This is a genomic window from Candidatus Thorarchaeota archaeon, from assembly GCA_021498125.1.
In the GTDB taxonomy this organism is placed as follows: domain Archaea; phylum Asgardarchaeota; class Thorarchaeia; order Thorarchaeales; family Thorarchaeaceae; genus B65-G9.
Genome location: JAIZWL010000003.1, coordinates 68,717 through 85,801, shown reverse-complemented (window position 1 = coordinate 85,801; position 17,085 = coordinate 68,717). Strand labels below are relative to the sequence as shown.

The following is a 17,085-nucleotide window of genomic DNA, read 5'->3' as shown; positions in this document are numbered from 1 at the left end:
TCCTATGAAGAAGCAGACTCCTCAAGTGGGCCACGTTTAATAGCAGAGCGGACCAATTCAACAGCCTCCTTTAGAGCAGCCTCAAGATTCTTTGTACCATTAGCGCCTCCAGCATTTGGATGACCACCACCTTCACCGTCAATCAACGGACCCAGAGGTGCCATGACATCACGTCCAAGACTGACACCAGTTGCAGAATAGAACTCTTTTGTCGAACGCGCACTTAGTCGCACTGCATTCTTAGAGGGGCGACCTCCAACAATGGCAACGTCGGCCCCCAAATCAATAATGGCACGACTTGCACTTGCCTCATAGGCACCAATCCGTGATGTGACAATGATCCAGTCATTGATGAGATGTATCTTCAGTCGGCTTGCCGCACGAAGACGAGCGATCCGCTCGGAACGGTCTGGACGGACAATAAGGGACTGAAGACAGAGGTTGTAATCTGCACCAGCATCAATAAGAGCAATAGACGCATGAAATGTGTGATCATCAGCATAGAAGAAACGCCGGGTATCAAATAGAATGCCCGAGAGCAGCAGGTTTGCAATCTCCGCAGTGATAGGCACCTCAAGATCCTGAAATACTGAAACCAAGATCTCACAGGTCGAAGATCGCTCACTCTGAACTACCAGATGCGAGGCCATCGTGGATATGTCGGGGTTTGGCGTGTGATGGTCAATGATCAGCACCTTATCAGGTTCTGGAATCAGGTTCTCAAGGGCTTCGCCAAGCTGATAGGTATTGTTAGTGTCAAGTATGACATAGAGGTCAAAGTCTTGGGATGGGACTTCAACGATATCAGGGAGAGGGATGAATGTACGAACCACTTGTGTTGAGAGCTTGCTGACATCCTCACATGCGAGGACTGCGTTACCTTCGGGATTAAGTGCGTGATAGAGACGCTCGAAGGCGATCATGGAACAGAGCGCATCAGGATCTGCATTGTGATGCCCCATGATCAGGACATGCTGTGCGTCTTGGATAAGTTGCCTGAGGGTCACTGGGACTTCATCTCCTTGAGCCGGGACTCCAGCCATTCCTGTGCATGGGCAGCTGCCTGTTCTAGTATCTCATCAAGGGAACTGCCAGTATCATACTTTTGAGAGACATCAAGTTCGAGATCAAAGGTCAATGTAGTGCCAAAATCAAGTGTACAGACGACACTGAGTTCCGAGATGCTCTTTTCTGGAACGAATTGAAAGATGTATCGTGTGACTTCGAGTTCACACTCTTCTGCGAGAGCCTCTATATCCTCCGCGCTCAGAGAGGGAAGTCCAATATCTATGACCCCTGACATTGTGCTCACTGAATACCATACTTCGCAAACTCGGTTTGTAGCTTGGCGGACATTTCACGTATTGATTCGGCCATACTCTCAGCCCGCTTGGTATAAGACTCTAGAGAGAGCTCTGTTGTTCGCCTCTTATCTTCAAGATCATCAACCAGCTTTGGCTTTTCAACCTTGAACATGACCTGGCCAACAATCCGATACGTCACCGTATCATCGGGGAGCTTGCTCAGTTCCTCGAGGGTACCTTTTAACTCAGTCAGTTCGGACTTCATCTGTTGAAGTACGCCTTGAAGGGCGTCATGTTGACGGCGAATATTATCAAATTTCATTAATTCCTGTTGCAATTCGGGGGGTAATTGTTGAGCCATGATTGATCATACTCCAAGAAGTGCGGACAGCCTGACTGCGCCTCTTGGGGCTTGACTTAAGACTTTTGGCCTCTGACCGATTCCATTGCGCGAAGACAGCTTGAAACCCATGAGAGAAAAGAATTAGATGCTGCACGGAGAGCTGTAAGATCACCGGCGGTTATCTCCAAGGCAAGAACGGATCCACGTACGACTAACTGGGTCTTTGCTCGGTCGGAGGGAGCAGACTTGGTCTCGGGAAGCAGTGCTGTATAGAGCATCTGCGCCATCTCGGCGGATTCAACATCGATCTCAAAGGAGGCCCCACCATTGAGTATTCCGCTATTCATTCTTAGACCACCACCTGACCGATTTAATTCTCATTCGTGGACCAATCTCGATCCCATCAGCTGCATGAAAATGCGTCCATAGTGTCTTATCCGGGCTGAAATCGGAAAAGCGGATATCAACTCTATGTGCACCATCTGCGCCAAGTGGTACAACTGACTCGACCTCTATTAATTCCTTGTCCAATAAAGAGGCAATCTCCCGTCCAAGCAAACTTGTACGCTCCGAAGAGCCCGGAGCAATGGTCACACTTCGAACATCATGCACTCTGATTTTGACGCCTGGTAAAACCTCTCGACGTAAGACTGCACTCTCGAGTCGAATTCGTAATCTCTCAGCACCTTGAGGGTCGTAAACGAGAATATCACCAGGATTACCCTTATAGTGCGTGATGACAAATGCAGCCTTGCACCCAGAGGATGCAATACGGGCTCGCAATTCCTCTAGACTCATGCCACCGCGATTAAAACGCTCACTCCCGGGTAAGACTGTGCTGAGATCACGAATGAATGTGCGTACCCGGTTATTGGTGCGCCGTGAAGTGGTGATGAGTAGCAAGTCAATTCTGCTCGTCACTATTCTTCCTCAGAGGTGAAGGTCTCACTCTCTGGGAGGGGTTCTGAAGAGGCCACGGAATCCACTGCCGCCTCACTGGAGGGAGTGACCGTCACAGCCTCCTCCGTTTCATCACGAAGGGAGAGAAGACTATCTGATACACGCTGTGCAATAGCGCGTTTGGCCGCCTTTCCAGCATCAGTATAAGGCACATATGCACCTCCGGCAAAGACTGTACCACACTTCTTGCAGACCCAGAGACCAGCAGCCTTTCGCTTCAACGAGCCCTTTGTTGCACAGGATGGACATCTATGTGGTTCGGCCCGCTTTTTCTCGATATCTAAAACTCGACGGCGCAGTTTAGCACCATATCTAGGTCCGAATCGTCCAGTGCTGCCAACTTTTTTGGTTCCTGCCAAATTAACGGTCTCCTTTACTATATTTGACCCCGTGCGAGTTATCAAGGGTCTGCCGGAGTCTAACAGTCGCCCCTCTGTTTCACTTATTAGCGTATCTGTTGGTCACAAAAAAAGTTCGGGGATGCCTTGGCAATACCAAGGCACCAGTAGTATAGAATTGCTTAGATCGTACGACCCGTGGCCTCGAACAGAATCTTTCGGAGGTCCTTAGATCTATCAAGGGCCATGTCCATTGCATGCTCGATCTGGGCCAATGAGATAGGACCAGAGCCACCACCCTTCTGCATAGCAGTAAAGTGGTCATTGATGTCAATCGCCATGGTCAAGCGGCAGTCTTGAACCATTTCCTCCTTGAGGAGTGGGTCAATGACCAGATGCTCACCGATCTTGGCAACTGTACTCTCTAATGCAATGTTCTTGATGGGAAGGGTCAGTTCGTTACCAGTTGCTACTAGGGTATCGTCTTCCAGCTTCATCTCAGGGAAGCGCGTGTTCAACAGGGCCGCATTTGCAGCAAGTGAACAGGCATCGATGAGATTACCATCGTATTCCAGTGTGTATAGATCGCAAAAGACCATGTAGACCTTCTTACCGGGCTCGATACAAAGACCCTTGACATCAACGGTCTCAGACTCACGAACACCACGATCCACAACACGTGCGAGCTCGATAGCGTCCTCCTTTGGAGGGCCAAGCTCAAAGAGCGGAGAAGCAATTGGTGCCATCTCGGCGGTGACCATGGTCACACCCTCATCAGGAGTGTCAGGGTATGGTTCACCAGTGAGCACTTTCACTCCCGCAATCACTCGTGTATCACCGATACGAGCAATCGCAGAACCTTCAGCCTTAGCCGCTACCACTCCAACATCAATCTCGATGTCACGATACTCATCAAAGGCACGCCCATCTGCACGATCCCCTTTGTCAAGAAGATCTTGAATGTACTTACGATCAATATGACTGATTGTTTCTGCACTAAAGTCTCCCATTATGCCTCATCCTCCGGTAAGTCAGACTCGCCAAGGTCGGTCTCGAGGTCGTCCTCGTAATCGTCTTCTTCGTCATCAAGAGCAACTTCAGGGGTCCTCTTCTGATAGGCGCGTTTGAGTGCCTCCTTCTGAAGCTCGTGTAGATATTTGCAGGCATTGATCCCCATCTGCATGGCTTCCACGAGTTCCTCCTTGGTAAAGGAACCATCCTGTTGAAGCAGGGTGATCTCGTCAGTTGATGGAAGGACTGCCATGGGCACGTCACCCTGACCGTACTTGTCTTCCATGTCACCAAGATCCACAATCAGATGGCCATCAGCCTTACCGACAGCCACAGCAGGCACCAACGTCCTCATGGGGATTCCAGCATCAGCAAGAGCTAGAGATGCTGCATTGATGGCTGCACAGCGAGTACCTCCATCAGCCTGTATCACTTGAATGAACACATCAACGACTGCTCGTGGAAAGTCCTCAAGGAACAGTGCAGGTTCTAATGCATTAGCGATCACCATAGAGATCTCACGTTCTCGGCGTGATGGTGCAGGGCGTTTTCTATCAGGTACAGAGAAGGTTGCCATTCTGTAGACACATCGCAGATAGGCCTTGTCATTCAGTGATAGATGCCGCGGATGTAATTCCCGTGGTCCATATACTGCTGCAATGATGTGGGTCTTTCCCTGTTTAATGGACGCCGACCCATCAGCGGTCTTTAGTACACCCACTTCAAGCTCAATGGGGCGTAATTCATCTAGTCTTCGCCCGTCTATCCGAAGCCCCTCAGGGTTGATCAGAAAATCAGGCTTTGTTTCAGGACTCATCTTTTCTCACGTCCTCCTTTTCTTCAGTGTTATCTTCAACACTCTCAATTTGTTCTGTTTCCGGTTGTTCCACAGGCGCTTCCTCGCCCCCGATCTTTGCAAGTTCTTCATCCAACATTGCACTGACTCGATCAGTCAATTTTGAAGTATGGGCTTGGTCTTCGATCATTTTGAACGCCTTAATTGCAAGGCGCAATGTCGGAGTGTCAGGTGCGCGTATCCAGATACGCCCGTTCTGTCCAACTACTGTCTGAATGCGTAGACGGTTCTTGATCATAGAAATCATAGAACCTCTTCGGCCAATGATGCGTGGGACCTTTGCAGGGCTCACCTCAAGAATCATTCCATCAATGAGCTTCTTGAGACCTCTTCCCTTCATTGTCAGGAAGGGCCCAGTATTTCTATCAAACGCAATGACCTCTGCGGCTATAACGTCTCCAATAGTCATATAGCGCGAGATGTCGTCATCGTACGGCCGTCTCAAAGCATTGTTCGCATGAAGTGATGCCTGATATGGTCCACCAATATCGACCTTCCAATTGTTACCGGACACCATTTGAATGGTCCCGATGACAAGGTCGCCCTCGCGGGGTATGTATACACCCTCAAGAGGCACCACTTTGACTGTGTTTCCGCGCAGCTCTGCAAGTCCCACTAGGGACGAATAGATCCGCTCGCCTCGGCTATAGGTGCCGATCGAGGGCCTGTAGCGACCCTCTGCAAGCAGCTGCCCTGGAACCACTAGTTCCCGTTTCTGAAAATAGATTCCAGCCAATTTATTCCCTCGTATTTATTTAATTGAATTATGATCGTGATACTACACTCGTTATCTCTCAACCTCGATCCGAACCTGTCCCTTTGTCAGTCGATTGAGCTCGTCATAGAGTTCTTGTCGTTTCGATGCAGGAACTTCAACTACTCCAGTCCATGAACCATCAGGGTTCCAAGTCTCGGTCTTAATGACTCCAGTCTGTGCCACCATATTATATCCCTTACCCGAGAAGCTGGCAGGAATCATGACTCGTAGTTTTACACTCTCAAAGGAGATCGGAAGAATCACTCGTAACGACTTGACCACAGTGGGAACCTGTTCGTCCACACTGAGAAATGGATCAACATGCACCTTTGCCTCTTCCATCGCCTGACGGATTCGGTCAGGAGGATGTGGGTGACCGGTCTGTGGATTCATTGCACGCTTTGAGATGTTATGGATGATCGCCTCGGTCTTCTCTTTGACCATTTGATTACGTTGTTCAAGAGTTAATTTGAACTCACCATGTTTGATTATCTCTTTTGCAATCTCAAAGACATCATCGGTACCAAACAGGTCTTCGGCAATCTCTTCTGAGGCGCGTTCACCACGCCGTGCATCTTCATAGAGATCGTAGCTCTTCAATATTGATTCGAGAGGAACATCCTCTCCGCGTCGATAACGAAATGCCAAGTCAGGGTCCACAAACACTTCAAAGCGAAGATGACCCTTTTTCATTCCTACAACGACTGCATCAAGATCCAGCCATTTATCGCCCGATTTTCTACCTGATCCCATCATGTTTGGCGCATCTCCTATCTATGTATTATTAGCAGGTGGTTTTCCGGTTGCCAAGAAACTCTCTATTTCTTCACGTGAGAGTCGCTCAAATGTGGCGGTCTTTACCGGGATACGTGCTATCTCTACTGATTCGGGTGCAATCTCGTCGCCACTTGCACTACGCAACGCCTCTACTGCCAATGCAATAGCCTTATCCAGTAAGAGGTTCTTCTTGTAGTGCTTCTCAAGGTATTCACCTGCCCGAGGAGTTCCTCGCCCAATTACAGCAGCAAGAAAACCAAAGGAGGTCCCAACCGGATCCGTGACATAGAGTCGTGGGATCCCCTCGTAATCGATTGAGCCAAAGATCATGGCCACACCATAAGGTCGTGCGCCGCCCCTCTGCGTGAACTGTGCTTTGATATCACAGATATATTCTGCGAGGGCCTCACCAGGAATAGGTTCCTCATAGGTCAGCCAAAAGGACTGAGCCTTCACACGAGCATCCTGAATTAGTTTCCTTGCATCAGCCATCAGACCAGAGGTTGCAACTCCAATGTGAGTGTCTATCTGTGAGATCTTCTCGATACTGTCGGGTTCCTGTAGAGGAAGCAGCTTCTTTTCCGCAAGAAGTACAACACCATTTTTAGCGAGCACACCAATTGAGGTGGCACCCTGTTCTACAGCCTTCTTTGCATACTCAGCGGCGAATATTCGACCATCGGGGCTGAAGATGCTAGTGCTCATATCATAACCCGCACCACTTATCCCAAACACAGTGAATCCTCCAAATAGTCTTCATAACACCCACCGGAAGTCAGAACCTCAAATTGGGGAACAATCTGACAGTTCAGGTCGGCTGATGAGGACGAATGTAGTAATCATATTCCAGAGTTCTTTGCCCTGGTACTCAATAGGTGCAACTCTGGACGAACCAAATAAGGTTATCGATGCGCCAACTACCACAGTAGTTGGCATGGCTGCCCAATCTATTCCTGAAGGAGATATAAATAGGCAATGAATCCAAGGGATAGAATGGCTGTTGCGCCTGCTGCATTCACACCAAATGTCGCCCATGAAATCGCAACGATCACAATGAACATTATGATCACTTCCAACCACCCAGCACGGACACTGGTGAGTTGAAGCCTGAGATTGATGACCGTGACCGTGGCAAAGATGAACACGCCAGTCATGATTAGAATCTCAACGACAAACGTAACAAATGGGTTGAAGTTATTAAGCGCCCCAATTGGGCTGGTATCAATGACATCCGGTGCTGACCACATCCAAAGAAGAATTGCCACAACTAATAGGATTACAGTCAGGAATAGTGTAATGATATTTGACCGTGTCAGGTCGCTCTTGTCAGGCATATTGTGACTCATCCGGTTCTCACCGACCTATGCGCGATTCTCCTTATGTGCCTTACTTAAAGATACCGACGGTTCAACATTCGACTCATCATCATCATTCGTGACCGTCAATGCTCAACGAGTCGTCCATGGTCCCTGCAAGCTCGGCCTTGAGAAGTTCCTCAAGATCCCCATCGTCTACACGCTCACGCATCTTTTTGATCTGGATTGCAACAACATAGGACAGCGCAGCTATAATCCCTGCAATTGCACTGGGAGATGCATGGAACGAGAAGGAGGCGCCAAGCCCAGCCAATTCTGACAGGAGCGCAATACCAAAGACCGAGAGCATGACCCCTTTTACAGAGTGCGCCACTTCATTTGATGCTGCTGCGGGGGCTACGAGAATAGCATAGACAAGAATCGCGCCAACAGCCTTCGTCGCAAATGCGATAGCGAGAGCTGAAGAAATGAGCATGAGGTAGTGATATGCACGCGCGTTGAGACCGTGAGCAAGTGATCCCTCCATGTCCACACTGACATAGACAAACTCCTTGTGAAATAGAAGCGTGATGAGAATAAGGAACACTGCGGTCCCGGCCAAGAGGATTATATCAAGATTATCAAGAAGGAGGATATCACCAATGAGATACCCCCAGATCTGGGGGACTTGAGTGGGAGGAATATAGTACATCAAGAAGACCGCGATACTCATGGAGAGAGCAAAGGATACACCAATTGCCACTTCCATCTTCTGAGATAGCCCGGTCTCACCAGCATACCCTGTCACTACTGCCACAAAGACGCTAAACAATAGCGCTCCAAGAATGGGGTCAAACCAGGGCGCAATTCCCGAGTATTGAAGAAACAGGCCGAGTGCAGCACCTCCAAGGGCCGCATGGGCAACACCGGAAGTCATAAAGGACAGCCCTCTGAAGACGAGAAAGGTTCCACTTGTAGAGGCAACAAGTGCAATCAGAACAACACCAATCAGGGCACGTAGCACTATCCCGGATGTTAGAAACTGAAGAATCTCCTCAATCATGCCGATCGACTCCTGTATCTTTGGTCATGCAGTATTTGTGGCCGCCATATTCGACGATCTTTGCACCAGGACCGTAGAGCTTCTCTAACAGGTCAGGCTCCATCATCTGGCAAGGTTCTCCAAGACCTACAACGGTCTTCTTCAATAGGAGAACATCATGAACAAGCGTGTGGATAGGATTCAGGTCATGTGTGACCATAATGATGCTCACCTCATTGTGAGCGTGGTAGTCATGTAGAGCATCCACTATCAGCTGCTGGCTCTCGATATCCGTACCTGAGAATGGCTCATCCAACATGAGAACCGGACCCTCACTGGCTAAGGCTCTCGCCACAAGGACTCGTTGGCGTTGCCCTCCGGACAACTCGTTAAATGGATGGTCCCAGAACTCATCCATTGCAACACGCTCAAGTGCCTCACGTGCAAGCTTCTTGTCTTTACGTGATGCCATCCGTGGAGGACGCTTCTTGAGGAGTCGGCCCATCAGAGCAATGTCTTTGACCTTGATTGGAACTGTGAGCTCGATCCGGTCACGTTGAGGTACATACCGTACCAGCTTACGGATCGCCGCCACATCACGTACTGAGTCATATCCCAGAAGACTGATACTACCAAGTGTTGGCCGCAAGAGCCCGAGAGCCGTCTTTAGGAGCGTGCTCTTACCAGACCCATTGGGGCCAATGATGGCCATAAATGTAGGCGCTTTGATAGAGAACGTCACATTGTAGAGCGCAACCTCTCCTTGAGGATAGCGCACAGATAGGTTTCGTGCCTCAAGTAATGTCTGTTCCAAGGTCTATGCCTCCACAACATTAACGAGCACCCTTGTCACACATCGCTCATTACGCAATTCACGTAAGAACGTGCGAATCTCATCAGAACTTCCCTTCACAACCATGATGTCCATGCAGTCACCCGTCGTTGAATGGGCATGCATGAGAGCCGATAAGAGATGACCATGCTTGTGCTGTGCTCTGCTGCAACCCTCAGACTTACGTTCGGAATACAGAATAGTGGCTATTAGTGTGACATCACCCTCAAGGGTCTCAATGACATGATACTCAGAGAGCAGTGATTGAATTGCCGCACGGACAACTTCGGACCTGCTCGGAAAACCACCAATTTTCTGCAACCGTTCTAACTGTTCGAGATCCGAGTCATGCATTGATACTGCAACTATTGTCACACCATCACCTCATCAGGCGCACATTCTAAAGTGCCACTTCGAAATTCTTAATAATTTCCGTGGCGATGTTAATAACGTTATTAACTACTGCTAATTTGTTAATAATGATTACGTTGAAGGAGGCACAACCGTGCATAGTCGGAAGTCAGTCATTCCAATATTCATACTTCTATCATTGAATATCCTAGCACTTGTTCCGCTCGTTTCAGCACAGACCGGACCGGTCATCAAGATCGCAACATCGATCACTCCCTTTGGAAGCCTAGTAGATGAAGTGGGAGGCGATCTTGTTGAAACCACCGTGCTCCTTCCAGAGGGAGTAGAACCTCATGCGTTTTCACCCACACCACAAATCATTCAGGCGGCCAAAGATGCAGATCTGCTTGTGTTCACGGGACACTTCTCATGGGAACAGGACATCGCCGCCCAAGTAGACACCCCGTATATCACCCTGGAGGACTATGAAGACTATGGAGCCGCCCTCTCTCAATTTCCGGGAAAGAGCGATACTGACTTTAAGAATCCGCATGGATACTGGCTTCTTCCAAAGAATGCGATTGCAATAGCAAACGCCACAAGAGCAACTCTGACCGACATGAAACCCACTCATTCTGACCAATGGCTGTCAAACTTCAATTCGTTCGTCAAGAGTGTGAAAAATCTTCAGGACTTTATTGCCGAGGCGGACACTGAACATAATCTTGCAAGCCTTCATGCGGTTGTCGTCTTCCCCGCAGAGGCATATATTGCAGAGGCGTTTGGCATCACAGTAGAGGCAGTCCTACAAGAGGGAGGGAATATCTTTCTCTCAGGCTCTCGACTGGTCGAGGTGCAACAAGCACTTCAGAATGGATCAATCAACATCATTCTTGGATCCGATGTCGGAGACTTGCAGGCCGGAGGACAGTTTGCAGAACAGCTTGCTCAAGACACAGGCGCCACTATCGTCTGGTGGAGGGCGGTGTTCACAGGGACTGCAGATTATTCGACTCTCATGTCGTACGATCTTGGTATCTTAGTAGAAGGACTGACATCTAGCAAGGATGGATCAAATAGCGGCACAACCGTCATTGTGTTGCTGGTCATTGCAGGAATGCTCGCAGTCGTTTCGATTGTGGAAGGCGTCATTCTCGTACAACGTGCAAGAGAAGAGTAAACCACTCTCATAATGAGACATCGGTGCCCAGTCGTAGATTGTACACCTGGAACTCTAGGGCAGTAAGCTCGTCCTGAATCGAACGGTACCGTTTCTCAAACTCTTCCGACGAGATAGTACCCGCCTTTTTTTCCTTGACTAACGCTTTCAGGTCCGTCTGTCGCTCATGGATCTGCGCCTTGAGACGCTCCCACTCTTCACGGTGCTCTGCCATGACCGCCCCCCAGCCACCACTCGACTCGGGTGTGGGTTCGAGCTTGGCAACAATAGCATCGAGAGAACGTCTGATCTCCTCGGGATTATGAGTGGTTTCGGGATTATCCTCATCGGTCAAGATAGGCACCAACACCAAATTAACGGTCAACCGTAGTTATATGATTTCACATCAAGACACAGCACACTTGCTCATGCGAGAAAGAACCAGAAGAGAGGTATGACAGGGAGAAGAAGAATAGTCCCGATTGTGACAACGGTGGCTGCCGCTTCTGAGTCCAGTTTTAATGCTGTTGCAAAGACGACCGTAATGACCGCCGGAGGCATCATCGCTTCAAGAAGAAGCACTTGTCCGGTCACTAGTGGTGGTGCGATCAGTAGGAGAAGAAGCGCTATAATAAGAGGGACTATGGCCTGCCTGATTGTTATTGGAGGAATTGCACTCTTAATATCGGTCAAGGTGAGATTCGAACCGAGCCCGAGTCCTACTACGAACAACGCACTATATGTTGTGACCATGCTATTGACCGCCAGAATTGGTTCCAGTGAGCTTGGCATCTGAACGCCCAGCAGCATGAGGATCATTCCCATGATGGCTGCCAATAGTGGGGGGAAGGTCAATGTTCGCTTAATTGTCGCAGGCCAGTCTGGTGCAGTATCGCTATAACGAACACCGATTAGTGTGGCCAGTGTAGCAAAGAGGAGCATCTGGGTGATGGAGAAGATAGCAATAATCGGGATGCTCGTCTCGCCGATGAAGATCAGAGCAAGAGGAATTGGTAGAAAAATACCATTATTGAAGGTGACACAGAGGAGGTGAGCACCTTTCTTGCGTGTATCTTGCACACGACCTCTGTAAAAGAGCAGAAGCAACGAGAGTCCAAGAACATGCATGACCAAGGTCATCACAATAATGGTCGGCATCTCGGTGAGAACGTCCAGAGTGGCTCCGAGAAAGGTCTTGATGAAGAGCGGGGGGAGCAGCAGATAGATGAGAACGTTGGTGATAAATCGATTCAGATCATCAGACCGATGATAGAAACGAGCAATCAATACACCAAACACAATGAAGACATAGAATAGGCCAAGTCGAACGGTAAGGTCTACAAAAGTCTGCACGGTGATTCACAGGCGCGCAGGACCAGAACCAATAAAGAATATACTGGATGAGGCCGGTTGTGCGCCCATTCACAACTGTTATATCGTCTATTCTTTTCTCTTCCTTGTCGTACTCATTCGGAGCTTGAATCCAATGGTCACCCAGTCAGCCGAGCAAACCGTGACGAAGGCCAAACCGACTGACGTTCTTGTCATCGGTGGTGGTATGGCAGGTATAAGTGCCGCCCTCGATCTGGCCAATGGCGGATACCATGTCCATATGATCGAGAAGACTGTCAATATCGGAGGGAACTACGTTGCCATCTACAAAATATTCCCGGCTCTGGAATGTTCCGCCTGTGTCATGACTCCACTCACCTCATTCGTCGGCAAGCATCCAAACATCACGATTCACGCACTATCAACTGTCGAGAAGGTCAGGGGGTCAAAGGGAAACTTTACCGTGACGATCCGAAAGAAGGCGCGCTATGTCAATGAGGACAAATGTACTGGCTGCCAGATGTGTATTCGCTCATGCCCTGTAGAGGTGCCGGATGAATACAATTTCGGTCTCTCGCTCCGAAAAGCGATCTACATGAACTTCCCCCAACAGATCCCATTGATCGCCACTATTGACAGAGATGCATGCATTGGCTGTGGAACATGTGCAGGGGTCTGCCCACAGGATTGCATCATGTATGACGACACGGACAAACTGATCGACTTGAATGTTGGTTCAATCATTCTTGCGAGTGGCTTTCAAGAGTACAAACCCGTTGATTATGGAGAATATGGGTATGGGATCTTTCCAAACGTGGTCACAAGTCTTGAATATGACCGCATGACCCACCCAACAGGCCCGACCGATGCTCACATGATCCGACCCTCAGACGGAAGAGAACCAAGCCGAATCCTGTTCATCAATTGCGTCGGTAGTCGGGACGTGAGAGAGCATATTGAGGGATATAGTACCCATTGCAATAGGGTCTGTTGTGCTTTTGGACTCAAGCTTGCTCAGGTCACAAGGATGCATTATCCCGAGGAACATTGCGAGATACTCTACACCTACATGGATCTACGCACAGCAGGAAAAGCCTTGGAAGAGTTCCTCTGGGACTCCGAACATAATCAGGGAATCAAGTTCATTCGTGGGCGCGTCGCAGAGATATCAGAGAACCCTGACACTCACGATCTCTCTGTAAAGATGGAGAACACAGAATCCGGAGAGATCATGGAGATTAAAGATATCTCCATGGTTGTACTCAATTCGAGTTTCAGACCGAATGAGGGCCAGAAAGAACTTGCCAAGATTCTCAAGGTCGAGATCGATGAGAACGGCTGGGTCAAAGAACGTGACCCCAACTCGGCAGCCTTGGAAACCACTCGCGCGGGAGTGTACATGGCAGGGTGTATCCACGGTCCACGAGATGGAACCGACACTGTGAACGAGGGGAAGGGCGCAGCAATGGCCGCAAGTTCGCACTTGCCGCTGCCAAGACCCGCCCCGCCACCAGACATCGAACCAATCGATGGGACTGGCGAACCTCGGGTGGGAGTCTTCATCTGCCACTGCGGAGGGATCATTGGCAATGTCATTGACTCGCCCGGTCTTGCAAAGTGGGCGCAAAATCTCCCCCATGTCGTCTATAGTACAGATTATCTGTTTATGTGCAGTGATCCCGGACAAGCCATGATCACAGAGGCAATTAAAGAACACAAGCTCAATCGAATCGTTGTCGGATCATGCTCACCACTTCAGCATCAAGCAACATTTCGGGGAGCACTTGAGGCTGCGGGACTTTCAGGATACTACTTGGTCGGTCCGGTAGGTCTCAGAGAACAACTTGCACTTGTAAATGCGAATGCCCCACCAGAGGTGAGACAGGAAAAGGCTCAGGACATGATTCGAAGCGGTGTGGCAAAAGCAATCAATAACGAAGAGGTCCCGATCAAAAAAGTGGAGGTCACTCGTCGCGTCATGGTCATTGGTGGCGGCGTATCGGGAATGACTGCTGCTCTTGATATTGCAGCAAAGGGCTTTGAAGTGGTCTTAGTTGAAAAGGCCGACAGACTCGGTGGAAGACTCAACGAGCTTCATCGAGTATTTCCAAAACTTACACCAGCCAGTGAACTTGTAGAGTCACTTGTGACCCGCATCAATAAGGCAAAGAAGATCAAAGTCGTTCTCGATTCCAAACCTGTTCTACGGGACGGGTCTTATGGAAATTATGACATCACTGTCGAGAACGTGAACACTGGAGAACGGGAGACGTTTCGGGTCGGAACAGTAGTCATTACCGTTGGCACTGACACGTATGAACCGAAGAGAGGAGAATATGGTTATGGAGAGGTGCCTGCGGTCATCTCGACGCTTCAGCTAGAGCGAATGCTTCGTAATGGTGAGCTGAAGGTACCACCAAAGAATCCCGTCTTCATCCACTGTGTGGGATCAAGGCAGAATCCGGGAGAGGGGAATCGGTACTGCTCACGGGTGTGTTGTTCAGCAGTCATCACACTCCAGAAAGAACTCAAAGAGATGTTTCCAGATATTCGTGTCTTCTCAGCATACAAGGAGCATATTCGACCCTTTGGTAATGAGATGGAGGAGATGTGGCGCGAGAACCGTCAGAACGGCGTCACATATCTACGCTGGGTTCGTGATCGGCCGGTCACTGTGGAGAAGGCATCGGACGGGGACGAGGCAATAGTGACTGTCTATGATACGCTCTCACAAGAGACCTTCCAAATCCGTTCAGACATGGTCGTTCTTGCACTGGGTCTTGAGGCACCACATGATGTGTCCGACCTCATCAAGGCGCTGGGGATCACCAGAGGACAGGACGGATTCCTTCTGGAGATGCACATGAAGTTCCGACCTGTAGAGACCACTGTGCCGGGAGTCTTTCTGGGAGTGACATATGCCAAGAACATCTCAGACTCAATAAATCAGGCACGTGGTGCTGCAAGTCAGGCGGTCGTCCCATTAAACCTTGGAACTGTGGATATCGAGCTTCTCACTGCCGAGGTCAATGAGGATCTCTGTGTCGGCTGTGACCTGTGCCACTACTCGGACATTTGTCCGTATGATGCGGTGGGTATGAAAGAGGTAGCACCGGGCGTGAAGAAGAGCTACACGGATGAGATGCGGTGCCAAGGTTGTGGCGCTTGTGCAGCCATTTGCCCAACAGGAGCCCGTGATTTGCGTTGGTGGCGTGAGAAGAGCTTCTTGGAACAGATCGCTGAGATGCTCAGGGAGTGAGTCGTGCATTGGTCGCTCTAGAGTCACTTGCTGCATGTTGGACGGTACTCAATGACCTACTTGGTGAACTGACCAAGATGGGTGTCTTTATCCCTGACCTGACGTATCGAGACTTTAGAAATAGCAAGATGATCATCGAGTACCTTCGCGCGTATAGAGAAGAGGTTCAGCTCACGGATGACCCTGACGCGCGATTACGTGGGGAGATGGAAGAGAAAATCTTTAGCCTCCGTCAGACCATCATGGTCTGGGCTGAAGAGAGGCAGGGCGTAGCATACAGAAGAGAGTGGGAAGAAAAGTTTGAGGCCGCACTCCGTGGTGAGATTCGGCTTCATGAATCTGAGAGAGAAACCCCCATAACAGAACTGCCACGTGAACAGGGCATCGGCTTCTTTCGAATACGATTGCCGGAGGACATCCCAATAGAAATCGTGTCAGAGATCGCAGAGGAGTGTAGGGTGATCATCTCACTTGATGGTGACAACCATTTGCTTGTGTCAGGGAAGAGGAAATATGTTGACGAGGCAAGAGAGGTCATAGGAGAGATCTTCTACGGGAAGAGCAAGATCGAGTGAACGAGCTCGCTGGCCTCATCAAATTCCAAGAATAGCACTTATGGGCTCAAGTGACACACGGTTCATCTCAAGACCGAGCCTCTCCGGGTCAAGACCCATTGCAAGACCAAGAACTTGAGTGACAAAGAGCGCGGGAAGCTCAAGAGACTCACCCTCCGAGTCTTTCATACCTAAGACCTGTACATCAAATTGAGTATGACAGGCTGGACAATTCGTCACTACACAATTAGCATTCGCCTCGCGTGCTGACTCCATCTTTTCCTGCAAGATCCGTGTTGCAACCTCCTCACTCGCAATGAGAAGCGGGGAGCCGCAGCATCGTAGCTTCAGAGACCAAGGTACACTCACTGCGCCCGTCAGCTCAAGAAGCTCGTCCACCTTACGAGGAAGCTCGGGATCATCAAATCCGGTGACCGTGGAGGGCCGTAGCAGATGACACCCGGGATGAAAGGCAATTCGTAGACCTGTCAACGGGCGAACAATCTTTTCACATATCTTGTCACGAAGGTCATATAGAACCTCTACAAAGTGACGGATCCGCGCCTCGCCTTTATATTCGAGGTTCAGTTCTTGCAAGATCTCATTTACAGCCTTACGTTGCTCCTCGTGCTCATGAAGAACGTGGTCTGTATCCCTGAGCGAACCATAACAACCATTGCAGGGTGTCACAATGTCATGACCACGGCTCTCTGCAAGAGCAATATTGCGGCCAGAGAGCGAGAGCCAGCTGGTCTCATCGATCGACTTTAGGACGACAGTCCCACAACAAGATGCACCATCAAAGTCTAACAGTTTAATGTCAAGAGCCTCTGCAACAGTACGCATCGAACTCTCATAATTGTTGAATCGATTGGGAATAGAACAACCCAGAAAGATCTCGTACTCTTCCGTCAT

The 17,085-nt window shown here is 49.5% G+C and carries 20 protein-coding genes and 3 pseudogenes; 5 read left to right on the top strand and 18 right to left on the bottom strand.

Going from position 1 to position 17,085, the window contains the following annotated elements:
* Positions 1-2: 2 nt before the first annotated feature.
* The 15 genes and pseudogenes from K9W43_09315 to K9W43_09245 form a co-directional block, all read right to left on the bottom strand.
* Positions 3-1,007 (bottom strand): DHH family phosphoesterase, encoded by a 1,005-nt coding sequence (locus K9W43_09315; protein MCF2137417.1) that lies wholly within the window; start codon positions 1,005-1,007, stop codon positions 3-5.
* Positions 1,004-1,303, bottom strand: coding sequence for a DUF3194 domain-containing protein (locus K9W43_09310; protein ID MCF2137416.1), 300 nt, complete (start codon positions 1,301-1,303; stop codon positions 1,004-1,006). The genes K9W43_09315 and K9W43_09310 overlap by 4 nt, the downstream gene beginning before the upstream one ends.
* Positions 1,304-1,308: 5 nt before the next feature.
* Entirely contained in the window at positions 1,309-1,665 is a 357-nt protein-coding gene (locus K9W43_09305) for a prefoldin subunit beta (protein MCF2137415.1), read from the bottom strand.
* Between the two features lie 56 nt (positions 1,666-1,721).
* A complete protein-coding gene (locus K9W43_09300; GenBank protein ID MCF2137414.1) occupies positions 1,722-1,994 on the bottom strand; it encodes a CTAG/PCC1 family protein in 273 nt (90 codons plus the stop codon).
* Positions 1,987-2,568 (bottom strand): hypothetical protein, encoded by a 582-nt coding sequence (locus K9W43_09295; GenBank protein MCF2137413.1) that lies wholly within the window; start codon positions 2,566-2,568, stop codon positions 1,987-1,989. Before K9W43_09295 ends, K9W43_09300 begins: the two co-directional genes overlap by 8 nt.
* A gap of 140 nt (positions 2,569-2,708) precedes the next feature.
* Positions 2,709-2,966 (bottom strand): annotated as a pseudogene (locus tag K9W43_09290) (50S ribosomal protein L37ae).
* Between the two features lie 161 nt (positions 2,967-3,127).
* Positions 3,128-3,955 (bottom strand): exosome complex protein Rrp42, encoded by an 828-nt coding sequence (locus K9W43_09285; GenBank protein MCF2137412.1) that lies wholly within the window; start codon positions 3,953-3,955, stop codon positions 3,128-3,130.
* Positions 3,955-4,773, bottom strand: coding sequence for an exosome complex exonuclease Rrp41 (locus tag K9W43_09280; protein ID MCF2137411.1), 819 nt, complete (start codon positions 4,771-4,773; stop codon positions 3,955-3,957). The genes K9W43_09285 and K9W43_09280 overlap by 1 nt, the downstream gene beginning before the upstream one ends.
* On the bottom strand, positions 4,763-5,548 hold the full coding sequence (locus K9W43_09275; GenBank protein ID MCF2137410.1) for an exosome complex protein Rrp4: 786 nt from the start codon (positions 5,546-5,548) through the stop codon (positions 4,763-4,765). The genes K9W43_09280 and K9W43_09275 overlap by 11 nt, the downstream gene beginning before the upstream one ends.
* A gap of 51 nt (positions 5,549-5,599) precedes the next feature.
* Positions 5,600-6,325, bottom strand: coding sequence for a ribosome assembly factor SBDS (locus K9W43_09270; protein ID MCF2137409.1), 726 nt, complete (start codon positions 6,323-6,325; stop codon positions 5,600-5,602).
* Between the two features lie 18 nt (positions 6,326-6,343).
* Positions 6,344-7,081 carry an archaeal proteasome endopeptidase complex subunit alpha gene (locus K9W43_09265; GenBank protein MCF2137408.1) on the bottom strand — a complete coding sequence of 246 codons (738 nt, stop codon included), beginning with the start codon at positions 7,079-7,081 and terminating at the stop codon, positions 6,344-6,346.
* Positions 7,082-7,293: 212 nt separating this feature from the next.
* Entirely contained in the window at positions 7,294-7,692 is a 399-nt protein-coding gene (locus tag K9W43_09260; GenBank protein MCF2137407.1) for a hypothetical protein, read from the bottom strand.
* A gap of 82 nt (positions 7,693-7,774) precedes the next feature.
* On the bottom strand, positions 7,775-8,704 hold the full coding sequence (locus K9W43_09255) for a metal ABC transporter permease (protein MCF2137406.1): 930 nt from the start codon (positions 8,702-8,704) through the stop codon (positions 7,775-7,777).
* Positions 8,697-9,497, bottom strand: coding sequence for a metal ABC transporter ATP-binding protein (locus K9W43_09250; protein ID MCF2137405.1), 801 nt, complete (start codon positions 9,495-9,497; stop codon positions 8,697-8,699). Before K9W43_09250 ends, K9W43_09255 begins: the two co-directional genes overlap by 8 nt.
* Before the next feature lie 3 nt (positions 9,498-9,500).
* On the bottom strand, positions 9,501-9,890 hold the full coding sequence (locus tag K9W43_09245; GenBank protein ID MCF2137404.1) for a CopG family ribbon-helix-helix protein: 390 nt from the start codon (positions 9,888-9,890) through the stop codon (positions 9,501-9,503).
* Positions 9,891-10,020: 130 nt separating this feature from the next.
* Between K9W43_09245 and K9W43_09240 the strand changes: the two genes are divergently transcribed.
* Complete coding sequence (locus K9W43_09240) at positions 10,021-11,046, top strand: metal ABC transporter substrate-binding protein (protein ID MCF2137403.1); 1,026 nt, start codon at positions 10,021-10,023, stop codon at positions 11,044-11,046.
* A 7-nt stretch (positions 11,047-11,053) separates the two neighbouring features.
* Here K9W43_09240 and K9W43_09235 read toward each other — a convergent pair whose 3' ends face one another.
* Both K9W43_09235 and K9W43_09230 read right to left on the bottom strand, forming a co-directional pair.
* Positions 11,054-11,380, bottom strand: coding sequence for a hypothetical protein (locus tag K9W43_09235; GenBank protein MCF2137402.1), 327 nt, complete (start codon positions 11,378-11,380; stop codon positions 11,054-11,056).
* Between the two features lie 71 nt (positions 11,381-11,451).
* Positions 11,452-12,378 (bottom strand): AEC family transporter, encoded by a 927-nt coding sequence (locus tag K9W43_09230; protein ID MCF2137401.1) that lies wholly within the window; start codon positions 12,376-12,378, stop codon positions 11,452-11,454.
* 133 nt (positions 12,379-12,511) lie between these two features.
* Between K9W43_09230 and K9W43_09225 the strand changes: the two are divergent.
* From K9W43_09225 to K9W43_09210, 4 genes and pseudogenes are all read left to right on the top strand, one after another.
* A pseudogene (locus K9W43_09225) lies at positions 12,512-13,801 on the top strand (CoB--CoM heterodisulfide reductase iron-sulfur subunit A family protein).
* A 525-nt stretch (positions 13,802-14,326) separates the two neighbouring features.
* Positions 14,327-15,316 (top strand): annotated as a pseudogene (locus tag K9W43_09220) (FAD-dependent oxidoreductase).
* Between the two features lie 39 nt (positions 15,317-15,355).
* Positions 15,356-15,616, top strand: a complete 261-nt coding sequence (locus K9W43_09215) for a 4Fe-4S binding protein (protein MCF2137400.1) — start codon at positions 15,356-15,358, stop codon at positions 15,614-15,616.
* The gene (locus K9W43_09210) at positions 15,613-16,191 is read left to right on the top strand and encodes a DUF2096 domain-containing protein (protein MCF2137399.1); all 579 of its coding nucleotides are present in this window, start codon (positions 15,613-15,615) and stop codon (positions 16,189-16,191) included. The genes K9W43_09215 and K9W43_09210 overlap by 4 nt, the downstream gene beginning before the upstream one ends.
* A gap of 18 nt (positions 16,192-16,209) precedes the next feature.
* Here the strand turns inward: K9W43_09210 and K9W43_09205 are convergent, their stop codons facing one another.
* Complete coding sequence (locus tag K9W43_09205; GenBank protein ID MCF2137398.1) at positions 16,210-17,085, bottom strand: CoB--CoM heterodisulfide reductase iron-sulfur subunit B family protein; 876 nt, start codon at positions 17,083-17,085, stop codon at positions 16,210-16,212.

What these genes read in the sequence shown, in the direction of transcription:
- K9W43_09310 (MCF2137416.1), bottom strand. Translation starts at nt 1,303, where the DNA reads ATGTCAGGGGTCATAGATATTGGACTTCCCTCTCTGAGCGCGGAGGAT.
- K9W43_09305 (MCF2137415.1), bottom strand. Translation starts at nt 1,665, where the DNA reads ATGGCTCAACAATTACCCCCCGAATTGCAACAGGAATTAATGAAATTT.
- K9W43_09300 (MCF2137414.1), bottom strand. Translation starts at nt 1,994, where the DNA reads ATGAATAGCGGAATACTCAATGGTGGGGCCTCCTTTGAGATCGATGTT.
- K9W43_09285 (MCF2137412.1), bottom strand. Translation starts at nt 3,955, where the DNA reads ATGGGAGACTTTAGTGCAGAAACAATCAGTCATATTGATCGTAAGTAC.
- K9W43_09280 (MCF2137411.1), bottom strand. Translation starts at nt 4,773, where the DNA reads ATGAGTCCTGAAACAAAGCCTGATTTTCTGATCAACCCTGAGGGGCTT.
- K9W43_09270 (MCF2137409.1), bottom strand. Translation starts at nt 6,325, where the DNA reads ATGATGGGATCAGGTAGAAAATCGGGCGATAAATGGCTGGATCTTGAT.
- K9W43_09260 (MCF2137407.1), bottom strand. Translation starts at nt 7,692, where the DNA reads ATGAGTCACAATATGCCTGACAAGAGCGACCTGACACGGTCAAATATC.
- K9W43_09255 (MCF2137406.1), bottom strand. Translation starts at nt 8,704, where the DNA reads ATGATTGAGGAGATTCTTCAGTTTCTAACATCCGGGATAGTGCTACGT.
- K9W43_09205 (MCF2137398.1), bottom strand. Translation starts at nt 17,085, where the DNA reads ATGACGGAAGAGTACGAGATCTTTCTGGGTTGTTCTATTCCCAATCGA.